This window comes from Arthrobacter sp. E1SS-5, assembly GCF_057073715.1.
Genome location: NZ_CP172703.1, coordinates 3,074,140 through 3,086,344 on the forward strand (window position 1 = coordinate 3,074,140; position 12,205 = coordinate 3,086,344).

General features: G+C 63.7%; 11 protein-coding genes, 1 tRNA gene and 1 pseudogene. 2 read left to right on the forward strand and 11 right to left on the reverse strand.

Annotation, left to right across the window (positions count from 1 at the left end):
* Nucleotides 1–65 precede the first annotated feature (65 nt).
* Complete coding sequence (rpoB, locus tag ACIGJD_RS14270; protein WP_142133082.1) at nt 66–3,575, reverse strand: DNA-directed RNA polymerase subunit beta; 3,510 nt, start codon at nt 3,573–3,575, stop codon at nt 66–68.
* A gap of 314 nt (nt 3,576–3,889) precedes the next feature.
* Nucleotides 3,890–4,414, reverse strand: a complete 525-nt coding sequence (locus ACIGJD_RS14275) for a hypothetical protein (RefSeq protein ID WP_483686726.1) — start codon at nt 4,412–4,414, stop codon at nt 3,890–3,892.
* Nucleotides 4,415–4,660: 246 nt separating this feature from the next.
* Between ACIGJD_RS14275 and ACIGJD_RS14280 the strand changes: the two genes are divergently transcribed.
* Nucleotides 4,661–5,860, forward strand: coding sequence for an acetyl-CoA C-acetyltransferase (locus ACIGJD_RS14280; protein WP_483689508.1), 1,200 nt, complete (start codon nt 4,661–4,663; stop codon nt 5,858–5,860).
* Nucleotides 5,860–6,357: an aminoacyl-tRNA deacylase gene (locus tag ACIGJD_RS14285; RefSeq protein ID WP_483686727.1), complete on the forward strand. Its 498-nt coding sequence runs from the start codon at nt 5,860–5,862 to the stop codon at nt 6,355–6,357. Before ACIGJD_RS14280 ends, ACIGJD_RS14285 begins: the two co-directional genes overlap by 1 nt.
* A 79-nt stretch (nt 6,358–6,436) precedes the next feature.
* Here ACIGJD_RS14285 and rplL read toward each other — a convergent pair whose 3' ends face one another.
* The 9 genes and pseudogenes from rplL to ACIGJD_RS14330 all read right to left on the reverse strand — a co-directional run bounded on the left by rplL (nt 6,437) and on the right by ACIGJD_RS14330 (nt 12,017).
* Complete coding sequence (rplL, locus tag ACIGJD_RS14290; RefSeq protein ID WP_018760467.1) at nt 6,437–6,814, reverse strand: 50S ribosomal protein L7/L12; 378 nt, start codon at nt 6,812–6,814, stop codon at nt 6,437–6,439.
* A 77-nt stretch (nt 6,815–6,891) separates the two neighbouring features.
* Entirely contained in the window at nt 6,892–7,476 is a 585-nt protein-coding gene (gene rplJ / locus ACIGJD_RS14295; protein ID WP_142133080.1) for a 50S ribosomal protein L10, read from the reverse strand.
* A gap of 296 nt (nt 7,477–7,772) precedes the next feature.
* Nucleotides 7,773–8,891, reverse strand: coding sequence for a GNAT family N-acetyltransferase (locus ACIGJD_RS14300; protein WP_483686728.1), 1,119 nt, complete (start codon nt 8,889–8,891; stop codon nt 7,773–7,775).
* 7 nt (nt 8,892–8,898) lie between these two features.
* Nucleotides 8,899–8,997 (reverse strand): annotated as a pseudogene (locus ACIGJD_RS14305) (GNAT family N-acetyltransferase); the annotation flags it as partial.
* Nucleotides 8,998–9,214: 217 nt separating this feature from the next.
* On the reverse strand, nt 9,215–9,922 hold the full coding sequence (rplA, locus tag ACIGJD_RS14310; protein WP_142133078.1) for a 50S ribosomal protein L1: 708 nt from the start codon (nt 9,920–9,922) through the stop codon (nt 9,215–9,217).
* Between the two features lie 180 nt (nt 9,923–10,102).
* Entirely contained in the window at nt 10,103–10,534 is a 432-nt protein-coding gene (rplK, locus tag ACIGJD_RS14315; RefSeq protein ID WP_018760472.1) for a 50S ribosomal protein L11, read from the reverse strand.
* Nucleotides 10,535–10,662: 128 nt separating this feature from the next.
* Nucleotides 10,663–11,463, reverse strand: a complete 801-nt coding sequence (nusG, locus tag ACIGJD_RS14320) for a transcription termination/antitermination protein NusG (protein WP_483686729.1) — start codon at nt 11,461–11,463, stop codon at nt 10,663–10,665.
* Between the two features lie 114 nt (nt 11,464–11,577).
* Nucleotides 11,578–11,862 carry a preprotein translocase subunit SecE gene (gene secE, locus ACIGJD_RS14325; protein WP_286398234.1) on the reverse strand — a complete coding sequence of 95 codons (285 nt, stop codon included), beginning with the start codon at nt 11,860–11,862 and terminating at the stop codon, nt 11,578–11,580.
* Nucleotides 11,863–11,944: 82 nt separating this feature from the next.
* Nucleotides 11,945–12,017 (reverse strand) — tRNA-Trp (locus ACIGJD_RS14330).
* Between the last annotated feature and the right edge of the window lie 188 nt (nt 12,018–12,205).

Sequence of the window (12,205 nt, forward strand, 5' to 3'; positions counted from 1 at the left end):
TTGGTGCGGGATGAGGGAGGCGGCGTACGACGGCGGGTTCCCACCCGCCGTCGTACGGGCGCCTGCTAGACCTCTTCTACGGAGCTGGGCTCTGCGCGAGACAGATCGATGCCCAGTTCCTCCGCAGCCGTGAAGACTGCGTCATCAGAGTCACGCATTTCAATTGTGGTTCCGTCCGTGGAAAGAACTTCCACGTTCAGGCACAGCGACTGCATTTCCTTGATCAAGACCTTGAAGGATTCGGGAACGCCCGGCTCGGGGATGTTCTCGCCCTTGACGATCGCTTCGTAGACCTTCACACGACCGTGGATGTCATCCGACTTGATCGTGAGGAGTTCCTGGAGCGTGTAGGCGGCGCCGTAAGCTTCGAGCGCCCACACTTCCATTTCACCGAAGCGCTGGCCACCGAACTGCGCCTTACCACCCAGCGGCTGCTGCGTGATCATGGAGTACGGACCGGTGGAGCGTGCGTGGATCTTGTCGTCCACCAGGTGGTGGAGCTTCAGGATGTACATGTAGCCGACCGAGATCGGATCCGGGAACGGCTCGCCGGAGCGGCCGTCAAACAGGCGCGTCTTGCCGGAGGAGTTGATCAGGCGGTCACCATCGCGGGTCACGTTGGTGGAATCCAGCAGGCCCGTGATTTCCTCTTCGCGGGCGCCATCGAACACCGGCGTTGCAACAGTGGTGGGACCACTCTCGCGCGGCAGGTTGGGCAGCTGCTTGACCCACTCGGGCTCGCCTTCGATCTTCCAACCGGTCTTGGCAACCCAGCCGAGGTGCGTTTCGAGCACCTGGCCCACGTTCATACGGCCCGGAACACCCAGCGGGTTCAGGACGATGTCAACGGGGGTGCCGTCGGCAAGGAAGGGCATGTCCTCGATCGGCAGGATCTTGGAGATAACACCCTTGTTGCCGTGGCGGCCGGCGAGCTTGTCGCCGTCGGTGATCTTGCGCTTGGCGGCCACGTAGACGCGGACCAGCTGGTTGACGCCCGGGGGCAGCTCGTCGTCGTTGTCGCGGTCGAAGACGCGCACGCCGATGACGGTGCCGGACTCGCCGTGGGGCACCTTCAGGGAGGTGTCGCGCACTTCGCGGGACTTCTCGCCGAAGATGGCGCGCAGCAGGCGCTCCTCCGGGGTCAGCTCGGTTTCACCCTTCGGGGTGACCTTTCCGACCAGGATGTCCCCTGCTTCAACCTCCGCACCAATGTGGATGATGCCGCGCTCGTCCAGCCCAGCGAGGACTTCCTCGGACACGTTGGGGATGTCACGGGTGATTTCCTCGGCACCAAGCTTGGTGTCGCGGGCGTCGATCTCGTGCTCCTCGATGTGGATGGAGGAAAGGACGTCCTCGGCAACGATGCGCTGCGAGAGGATGATGGCGTCCTCGAAGTTGTGGCCTTCCCATGACATGAATGCCACGAGCAGGTTCTTGCCGAGTGCCAGTTCACCCTGGTCCGTTGCCGGACCGTCGGCGATGATGCCGCCAACTTCCAGGCGCTGGCCCTCGTTCACCAGGACGCGGTGGTTGTAGCAGTTGCCCTGGTTGGAGCGGGCGAACTTGTTGATGCGGTAGTTGGTCTCGGTGCCGTCGTCATTGAGCATGATGACGAGCTCGGCGGAAACCTCGGTGACCACACCGGCCTTCTTGGCGATGACAACGTCACCGGCGTCGACGGCGGCGGCGCGCTCCATGCCGGTGCCCACGACGGGGGCCTCGGAACGGACCAGCGGCACAGCCTGGCGCTGCATGTTGGCACCCATGAGTGCGCGGTTGGCGTCGTCGTGCTCCAGGAACGGGATCAGGGCCGTAGCCACGGACACCATCTGGCGCGGGGAGACGTCCATGAACTCAACGTCTTCGGCCGGAACCAGGACGGGCTCGCCCCCACCACCACGGGCACGGACCAGGACGGTGTCTTCGGAGAAGCGGTTGTTCTCGTCCAGTGGCGCGTTGGCCTGGGCGATCAGCACCTCGGCCTCGTCGTCGGCCGTCAGGTACTGGACGTCGTCGGATACGACGCCGTCCTTGACCAGGCGGTACGGGGTTTCAATGAAGCCGAACGGGTTGATGCGTCCGTAGGATGCCAGCGAACCGATCAGGCCAATGTTGGGGCCTTCAGGGGTTTCAATGGGGCACATGCGTCCGTAGTGGGACGGGTGCACGTCACGGACTTCCATGCCGGCGCGGTCACGGGACAGACCGCCGGGGCCAAGGGCCGACAGGCGGCGCTTGTGGGTCAGGCCCGACAGCGGGTTGTTCTGGTCCATGAACTGCGACAGCTGGGAGGTTCCGAAGAACTCCTTGATGGCTGCCACGACGGGACGGATGTTGATCAGGGTCTGCGGCGTGATGGCCTCGACGTCCTGGGTGGTCATACGTTCGCGGACAACGCGCTCCATACGGGACAGGCCGGTGCGGACCTGGTTCTCGATGAGCTCGCCCACGGCGCGGATGCGGCGGTTGCCGAAGTGGTCGATGTCGTCAATTTCGACGCGCAGGTCCACTTCCTGGCCATCGCGGGTGCCCTTGATGGTCTTCTCGCCGGCGTGCAGCGCGACGAGGAACTTGATCATGGCAACGATGTCTTCAACGTGCAGGACAGAAGCTTCCTTGTCGCCAAGGGAGCGGTCGATGCCCAGCTTGCGGTTGATCTTGTAGCGGCCAACCTTGGCCAGATCGTAGCGCTTGGAGTTGAAGTACAGGTTGTCCAGCAGGGACTGGGCAGCCTCGACGGTGGGCGGCTCGCCCGGACGCAGCTTGCGGTAGATGTCCAGCAGGGCGTCTTCGCGGGTTTCGGTGGCGTCCTTCTCCAGGGTTGCCCGCATGGAGTCGTACTGGCCGAACTCTTCGAGGATCTGGCCTTCGGTCCAGCCGAGGGCCTTCAGCAGGACGGTGACGGACTGCTTGCGCTTGCGGTCGAGGCGCACGCCAACCTGGTCGCGCTTGTCGATCTCGAGCTCGAACCATGCACCGCGGGACGGGATGATCTTGGCAGTGAAGATGTCCTTGTCGCTGGTCTTGTCGGCGGCGCGCTCAAAGTAGGCGCCCGGCGAACGGACCAGCTGGGAGACGACGACACGCTCGGTGCCGTTGACGACGAAGGTGCCCTTCTCGGTCATTAGCGGGAAGTCACCCATGAACACGGTCTGCTGCTTGATTTCGCCCGTGTTGTTGTTCATGAACTCGGCCTTGACGTACAACGGAGCCGAGTAGGTGGCGTCCCGGTCCTTGCACTCAGCCATGGTGTACTTGGGGTCAGCGAACTCCGGATCGGAGAAGCTCAGGGACATGGTGCCCTGGAAATCCTCGATCGGGGAGATCTCTTCGAAGATGTCCGACAGGCCGGACGTGGTGGCGACGCTGAGATCGTTTTCTTCGACAGCCTTTGCCACGCGTGCCTGCCAGCGCTCATTGCCGACCAGCCAGTCAAAGCTGTCCGTCTGCAGGGCAAGCAGATTCGGAACGTCAAGAGGTTCGTGAATCTTTGCGAATGAGAGCCGGCGAGTGGCACCATCAGTGCTGTCGGCAGTGTTAGCGGTTTCGTTATTAGAGGTGCTCGAGGCGACCAAGAGGGATCCTTCCACAGACCTTCAGGCGTTTTCAGATCTCCCCCGCTGTGCACCCTGCGAAGTGACTCCGCAGCGCTACCATCCGGTTCCGCTATATGACCCGGGACCCGGAACTGGCTATGCTGTGACCGTTGTTACGGCACGTTGATTGCCAGCTGCCGGGCGTTGCCCACCGCTATATGAAGGCTGAAGGTAAACAGGGAAGACGCAAATATCTACGATACGGCAAAACGGCCTACGTGTCTACCCCACATCCGGCCGGATTGCAAGCACCGGATATCCGGCTCCCAGCTGCCGTCTCCCGGCCCCCTGCGTCAGAGCCGGAGCGTCACGCCCGCTGCCGTGCACGCCGCGGAGTTGGCGAAGACGGCATCCCTGACGGCGTCCTGGGATTCCTGCGCCGGCTTTCCGCCGGACTCCGCCGCGGAGGACCGGTCCATCGCCAGCAGACCCAGGGAACTGAACAGCCCCCTGAGGTCACCGGAGACCGTGTCCTTTGCATCCTGAGCCTTCAGGTACACGTCTTCGTAGCCGTTGGAGTCAGTGGGAGCCACGGCTCCATAGTCCGCCACCAGCTTATTAAAGAGTTCGCAGGCCTCGCGGGTGGCGGCCGCGTTGGCGCCCTGGCTTGCCGTGCCGGCAGCTGTGCCGCCGGCTGCGGGGCTGCTGCTCACCGTTTCCCGGCCCGGGGCCGAAGAAGACGGGCTGGACTGGGCCGAGTCCGCCGGAGCCGGCGTGGACGATGCCGACGCGGACGGTGCCGGCGTGGATACAGAGCAGCCCGCCAGAGCCCACCCTGCGGCTACTGCGATCGCTGCCGCTGTCACTGTCTTCTTCATGATTCCCACTCCGTCCGTCCCGCCTGCCGGCCGGTTCCCCGCAAAGCGCATCCCCCGCAAAGCCTCGCCATCCACCCTACGCAAGCAGCCGCCGTCGTGCACCATGCGCTGATGGGTACCGCTCCCCTGCCGGGGATGCACCGAAGCCAGGAATGCACATAGGCGTCCCAGCGTTTGAATAGTAGGGTGACCAGGCTCACGATAGCCTTGGTGGCCTACACCGGAACCGGATTGAAAGTGGTAACCATGGTCAACTCTCCTGACAGCAGCGACGTTGTCATCCTCGGGGCGGCACGGACTCCGCAGGGCCGGATCAACGGCCAACTCTCAAGCCTCACGGCAGTGGACCTCGGTGCCCACGCCATCAAGGCCGCACTGGAAGGCAGCGGCGTGGAGGCCACCGACGTGGAGGCGGTCATCATGGGGCAGGTGCTCCAGGCGGGGGCCGGACAGAACCCCGCACGGCAGAGCGCCATCGGCGCCGGCATCGGATGGAACGTCCCGGCGGTAACGGTCAACAAGGTGTGCCTTTCCGGTCTGACGGCGGTAATCGATGCCGCCCGAATGATCCGCGCCGGCGAGGCCTCAGTGGTGGTGGCGGGCGGGCAGGAGTCGATGAGCCGGGCCCCGCACCTGCTGCCCGGATCGCGCCAGGGGTGGACGTACGGGTCCATCCAGGCGCTGGACGCTGCCGCACACGACGGCCTGACTGATGCCTTTGACGGGCAGTCCATGGGGCTGTCCACCGAGACGCGCAACCTCACGCTGGGCATCGACCGCGCTTCCCAGGACAACGTGGCTGCCCAGTCGCACCAGCGCGCGGCGCTTGCGGCCAAGAATGGAACGTTCGACGGCGAGATCGCACCTGTCAGCGTCAAGCAGCGCAAGGGCGACCCGCTGGTGGTGGATACCGACGAGGGCGTCCGCCCGAATACGTCGGTGGAGTCGCTGGCCGGCCTGCGCGCGGCCTTCGTCACCGACGGCACCATCACGGCGGGCAACTCTTCTCCCCTGTCGGACGGCGCCGCCGCCCTGGTGCTCTCTTCGCGCGGCTACGCGGAGGAGCACGGGCTGGAGTACCTGGCGGTGGTGGGAAAGCCGGGGCAGGTCGCAGGGCCTGACAACTCCCTGCACTCCCAGCCTTCGAACGCCATCATGAATGCCCTTGGCAAGGCCGGCTGGAGCACCTCCGATCTGGACTTCATCGAGATCAATGAGGCTTTCGGCTCCGTCGCGGTGCAGTCCCTCAAGGACCTGGACTACCCCCTGGAAAAGTGCAACATCCACGGCGGCGCCATCGCACTGGGGCACCCGATTGGCGCCTCCGGGGCCCGGCTGGCCGCCCATGCTGCCCATGAGCTGAAGCGGCGCGGCACCGGCAAGGCTGCCGTATCTCTCTGCGGCGGGGGCGGGCAGGGCGAGGCCCTCCTGCTGTACCGCGACTAATGGCGGGCGCATCGCGAAACGGAGCGGACGGCGTCGGACAGGAACGGGTCCTGGCCGACGCCGAAGCCCGGGGCCTGCAGGTCGAGGTGGTGGAGCGGCCCGCGGCGAAGAGCCTCCAAGAGGCCGCGGACATCCTGGGCATCAACCCGGCGGACATCGTCAAGTCCCTGGTGGTCAAGCACAAGGACGGGACCTTCCTGTTCGCCCTGATCCCGGGCGACCGGCAAATCTCCTGGCCCAAGCTGCGCACGCTGGTGGGCGTGAACAAGCTGTCCCTGCCACCGGCCGAAACGGCACTGGAGGCGACCGGCTATGAGCGGGGCACCATAACGCCCCTGGGCAGCACCACCGCATGGCCTGTCTACGCCGACGCCACGATCACCGGACGCCGCATCTCCATGGGGGCCGGCGCCCACGGCTACAGCGCCTTTGTTGACGCCGACGCACTCACGGCGGCCCTGGACGCGGTGGTGGCCGACATCAGCGAGCCCGGCTAGCGCCGGAAACCGGGTTAAAGCAGGAAACCCCGCCCCACTGGTTCGCAGTGGGGCGGGGTGTCCGAAGGAAAAAGCGCTGTTACTTGAGGGTAACGGTGGCGCCTGCAGCCTCGAGCTGCTCCTTGGCCTTCTCGGCAGCTTCCTTGTTGGCGCCTTCGAGGACAGCCTTGGGGGCGCTGTCAACCAGGTCCTTGGCTTCCTTGAGGCCGAGGGAGGTGATGGCGCGAACTTCCTTGATGACTGCGATCTTCTTGTCACCGGCAGATTCGAGGATGACGTCGAAGTCGGTCTTCTCTTCAACCTCTTCAGCAGCTCCGCCACCGGCAGGGCCGGCAACGGCTACAGCAGCAGCGGTAACTTCGAAGGTCTCTTCGAAGAGCTTGACGAACTCGGAGAGCTCGATGATGGTCAGTTCCTTGAAAGCTTCAATGAGCTCTTCGTTGCTGAGCTTCGCCATGGTAGGCGTCCTTCCTGTTGTGGTGTCCGAACGGCGCTGGGCCGGACAGGCACCGGAGTCTGGTGGGGGTAAGAGAATTAGTTCTCTTCGGCAGCGGGAGCTTCAGCGGCGGGCGCTTCTGCTTCAGCGGCGGGAGCTTCTTCAGCGGCGGGCGCTTCGGCAGCTGCCGGTGCACCGTTCTCTTCTTCAAGCTTGAGGCGCAGTGCGTCGATGATGCGTGCAGCTGCGGCAGCAGGGGCCTTGAGGACGCCTGCAACCTTGGCGAGCTGCAGCTCGCGGGACTCGAGGGCAGCCAGTGCGGCAACCTCGCTGGCGTCCAGCGCCTTGCCCTCGAAGTAGCCGGTCTTGATGACCAGCTGCTTGTTGGCCTTGGCAAAATCCGTCAGGCTCTTGGCAGCGGCAACTGCGTCACCCTTGATGAACGCGATTGCAGTGGGGCCGGCAAGCTGGCCGTCGAATGCTTCGACGCCGGCTTCCTTGGCTGCAATGGCGGTCAGGGTGTTCTTGACGACCGCGAACTTGGTGTCCTGGCCGAGAGAAACACGCAGCTGCTTGAGCTGTGCAACGGTGAGCCCGCGGTATTCGGTCAGGACAGCGGCGTTCGATTCCTTGAAATCGTTAGTGATCTCAGCTACTGCTGAAACCTTGGTAGGCGTTGCCATAACCCTCCTTCCGGGGATAGTGCCGGTATTCGACGGTCCCCGCTCAAGAGAGCTAAAACTAAAAACGCCCCGCGCAGATGCACGGGGCTTGGCTCAACACGGCTGTACCATGGAGCTTTGCTTCGTTCACCTGCGCCGGCCGCCCTGCGTTGAGGGTCCTTCGTCCGGAAAGCCACTGTGGTCCCCAGCGCACAACTGCAGAGTTGAGCCATGTTCAGGAGAGTGGATTTCCAACAACCGACGGTCTTTGGTACCTCCAGCTTACGCGAGGCACGGCCCGCCCGCCAAATCGGGGCTCAACTGGTGCTGGTGCGTAGGGTTGGAAGCTCCTTTTGCCAGATTCCCGTGACCCCCGCCGTCTGGAAGCCGAGCTGCTTATTGACCGTCAGCAGGTACCGGTTCTCCGGCGCGTTCCAGGTGTAGATAATGCGTGCATCCGGGAACTGCTCGCTGAGCCGTTCCATATTGGCCACCTTGATCAGCAGGCCCAGCTTGTTGCCGCGGTGCTCCTGCAGGATCAGGGTATCGTCCTGGAACACGACGTCGGCCCGGTGCGCCAGCACCGTGATGGTGGTCAGTCCCACCAGCGTTCCCGTGGCGATGTGCTCCACGGCGGTGACCACTGTCCGCCTCCCCTGGGCGATGGCAACGTCTTCCGCCTCCCGGAGGATGCCGGCGTCGAACACCATGTCCTGCTCAATCGGCGCATCCAGCGACGGGTCAACGTCCACTCCGGCCTGGTTTTCAAGGGCTGCCACCGCTTCCAGCCAGCGTTCGGGGCAGCGGTCCGTCCAGTGGTGCAGCCGGTACCTGCCGTTGTTGGCCTCCTCCGCTTCGGCTTGGAGGTCGGCCACCAGCTTGGTGTCCAAAGGAAGAAGGCAGGAACTGAACTGCTCGATGTGCTGCAGCGTGTATCCGGTCTTCCGTGCGAACTCCACTTCCCGGCTCTCCAGCGGCACGAACCCCTGGCCCGATCCGGGGACCAGCTGGGCCTGCTGAAACTCGTGCAGCGACGCGCCGGGGTGGTTGGTGTCCACCAGGATCATGGTGCGCCCTTCGCCGCGGGCCAGGTGTTCGGCGGCCTCCAGCAGCCGGCGTCCCACACCCTGCCGCTGGTACTCCGGCAGGATGTCCAGAGTGAGCTCGGCGAGGTCAAGATGGTCGGTCAGGGGCAGCGCGATGTCCACCGTGCCCACGATGGCAGCGTCGACCTTCGCCACCAGGATCAGCTGGCGCTCATAGGGGTCCGCGAACTCCAACAGCTTCTCAAGCGGCCCATAGGCGAGATCGTCACTTCCCCAGGTCTGCATCCGTACCTTGCGGCCCACTTCCACGGCCGCCAGGAAGTCCGCAGCGTCCGGGGTGTCCAGTGAGTCGGGGATCCAGAGCTGCTCGATCTTAACGTCTATTGCCATTCGGGCATCATCCCAGCCGTTTCTGCCACTCACCTTCATAGCCAGCAGGCCTGAATCCGAGTGCAATATTTATCGCCAGCATATGCTGGTTTTCGCCGGCATTCCATGCCGGGCGCCGAGCGCGCCGAAGGACATTTTTCCCGCCGGGCAGGCGGAAGTACGACGGCGGCAATCACCGACGAAGCGAGGGCAGGACGGGGCACGGGTTCAGCCAGCCTGGAGAAGGCGCGGGTGCAAAAAAGAAGACCGTCCCGGCGCTGATGCGCCGGGACGGTCTTCTTTATGCTCAGGAACCAGTCCGGAGCGGGAACTTCAATCGAGGACTACGCCTCGGTGAGCACCTTGGTGACGTTGGGGTCCACGGAGATGCCCGGGCCGAACGTGGTGGCCACGGTGGCCTTCTGGATGTAGCGGCCCTTGGCAGCGGACGGCTTGAGGCGGAGGACCTCTTCCAGGGCTGCTGCGTAGTTCTCGGCCAGCTTCGTGGTGTCGAAGGAGACCTTGCCGATGATGAAGTGCAGGTTGGAGTGCTTGTCGACGCGGAAGTCGATCTTGCCGCCCTTGATGTCGTTGACGGCCTTGGTGACATCGGGGGTCACGGTGCCCGTCTTCGGGTTCGGCATCAGGTTACGCGGGCCCAGGACCTTACCGAGGCGGCCAACCTTGCCCATGAGGTCGGGGGTGGCAACGGCTGCGTCGAAGTCGGTCCAGCCACCGGCGATCTTTTCGATCAGGTCGTCGGAGCCAACGAAGTCGGCACCGGCTGCGATTGCGGCCTCTGCCTTGTCGCCCGTGGCGAAGACCAGGACGCGGGCGGTCTTACCGGTGCCGTGGGGCAGGTTGACGGTGCCGCGGACCATCTGGTCAGCCTTGCGGGGGTCGACGCCGAGGCGGAAAGCAACCTCAACGGTGGCGTCGAACTTGGACGGGTTGGTGTCCTTGGCCAGCGTTACTGCCTCGAGCGGTGCGTAGTGCTTGGTTGCATCGATCTTGGCGGCTGCTGCCTCATATGCTTTGCTGCGCTTTGCCATGCTGCTTGTTTCTCCTTGTGCAGTTGTGGTCTGCGGACCGCGCCGGGCCCTGCCACAGTCGCCCAATCCGGTTCGTTATCCGGCCGGATGGCCAACATTTGAATTTTAGTGGTGCCGGTTTCCCGGTAGTGCCGCCCGTCGTCGTCAATTACCCTGACGCTGGACAGCGGTAAAGGGGTATTAGCCCTCGACGGTGATGCCCATGGAGCGGGCGGTGCCGGCGATGATCTTCGCTGCGCCTTCGAGGCTGGTGGCGTTGAGGTCTTCCATCTTGGTGGAGGCGATCTCGTTGACCTGGGCCTGGGTCAGCTTGGCAACCTTGACGGTGTGCGGGGTGGATGAACCCTTGGCAACGCCTGCAGCCTTCTTGATGAGCTCTGCAGCCGGCGGGGTCTTGGTGATGAACGTGAAGGAGCGGTCCTCGTAGACCGTGATTTCCACGGGGATGACGTTTCCGCGCTGGGCTTCCGTCGCAGCGTTGTACGCCTTGCAGAATTCCATGATGTTGACACCGTGCTGGCCAAGCGCAGGACCGATCGGCGGGGCCGGGTTGGCGGCACCTGCCTGGATCTGCAGCTTGATGAGGCCGGTGACCTTCTTCTTGGGAGCCAATGTAGGGTCCTTCTCTCAATAACGTCCTGGGACACAGGAGCGTGCCTCAGGTTTTTGGCCGCCATGGCAAGGCGGCCGGCCGTTCCGGTGCCGCTAAGCGGGCGGCGCCGGGACGAATTCTAGGATTCTCAAATCTTGGTGACCTGGTTGAACGCCAGGGTGACGGGCGTTTCGCGCTCGAAGATGGAGACCAGCACCACGAGGGTCTGGGACTCGGGCTTGATCTCGGAGATCGTGGCGGGAAGGGTCTCGAAGGGGCCTTCCTTGACGATGACGGACTCGCCAACCTCGAAGTCCACAGCCACGGGAGCCTGGTTCTGCTTGTTGACCGGCTTGCCCTTCTCGGCCTGCTCTTCTTCGAAGACAGGGGCGAGCATGGAGAAGACCTCGTCCAAACGCAGCGGGACCGGGTTGTGGGCGTTGCCGACGAAGCCGGTGACGCCGGGGGTGTGGCGGACGGCACCCCAGGAGGCGTCGGTCAGGTCCATGCGGACCAGGACGTAGCCGGGGATGCGGACGCGGTTGATCACCTTGCGCTGGGCGTTCTTGATCTCCACGACTTCTTCCATGGGGACCTGGATTTCGAAGATGTAATCTTCCATGTCCAGGGTCTGGATGCGGGTTTCAAGGTTGGCCTTTACGCGGTTTTCGTAACCGGCGTAGGAGTGGATGACGTACCAGTCACCTTCCTGGCGGCGCAGCTTGGCCTTGAATTCCTCGGCCGGGTCTGCAGCTGCAGAGGCTGCCGCGGCGGCAAGGGCGTCGGTCTCGTCGTCGCCGGCTTCTGCGTCTGCGTCGGCAACGTCGGAGGCGGCGTCGTCGGATTCGGGCGCGGAGGACTCAACCTCGGACTCTTCGCCGGCTTCTGCCGTGACGTCCGGGGATTCTTCCAGCCCAGTCTCGGTTACCTCGAGCTCCTGCTCAGACACTTGGTCTCCTGCTTCCTCATTGCCTAACATGCCTATTTAAATGGCTCAATTCCGCACACCGGTGCATCCTTCCCTGTTTCGGGGCGGAACACGCGGCCTGCGGACCGTGCAGCCTTAGCTGTCCTTGGAGCCGGTACCGCCGAAGATCCAGCTGACAGCGGTTCCAAAACCTATGTCCAGCAGGCTGACGATGACCATCATGATGGCCACGAACACCAGCACCACGAGCGTGTAGTTGATCAGTTCCTTGCGGGTGGGGGCAACAACCTTCTTCAGTTCGCCGATGATCTGGCGGACGAAAAGTGCAATACGGGCGAAGAAGCTTGCCTTGGCTTCCTTCTTAGCTGGGCGGCCCTTGGAGCTGCTGGCAGCTGTTTCGGTCACCTGGTCCTCGCTCATCTTTGCAATGGTGGATTACCCGGCCCTGATCAGAACCATGGTTGCTGCGCCTGTTCCGGGCTTCCGCCCGGAACAGCTTGCGCAGGGCAGACAGGACTCGAACCTGCAACCTGCGGTTTTGGAGACCGCTGCGCTACCAATTGCGCCACTACCCTATGGAGTGAATACCACTCTTTGACGACCCAACACCAGCTTGAACTGGGGCACACGTCATCATCCGTGTTTCAACACCGGTGAACCAGTCTACGCAAGAACTTCGCATAGGTAAAACCAGCCCGTTCCGGCCCGTCCGAACCACCGGCCTGAAACCTGCTGCGCGGGGCAGTCATAAATCAAAACCGGC

Bases quoted from the DNA above. Each gene is read 5' to 3' on its own strand.
- rplJ (WP_142133080.1), bottom strand. From the start codon at position 7,476: ATGGCAACGCCTACCAAGGTTTCAGCAGTAGCTGAGATCACTAACGAT.
- rplA (WP_142133078.1), bottom strand. From the start codon at position 9,922: ATGGCAAAGCGCAGCAAAGCATATGAGGCAGCAGCCGCCAAGATCGAT.
- ACIGJD_RS14300 (WP_483686728.1), bottom strand. From the start codon at position 8,891: ATGGCAATAGACGTTAAGATCGAGCAGCTCTGGATCCCCGACTCACTG.
- rplL (WP_018760467.1), bottom strand. From the start codon at position 6,814: ATGGCGAAGCTCAGCAACGAAGAGCTCATTGAAGCTTTCAAGGAACTG.
- ACIGJD_RS14280 (WP_483689508.1), top strand. From the start codon at position 4,661: ATGGTCAACTCTCCTGACAGCAGCGACGTTGTCATCCTCGGGGCGGCA.
- ACIGJD_RS14285 (WP_483686727.1), top strand. From the start codon at position 5,860: ATGGCGGGCGCATCGCGAAACGGAGCGGACGGCGTCGGACAGGAACGG.
- ACIGJD_RS14275 (WP_483686726.1), bottom strand. From the start codon at position 4,414: ATGAAGAAGACAGTGACAGCGGCAGCGATCGCAGTAGCCGCAGGGTGG.
- secE (WP_286398234.1), bottom strand. From the start codon at position 11,862: ATGAGCGAGGACCAGGTGACCGAAACAGCTGCCAGCAGCTCCAAGGGC.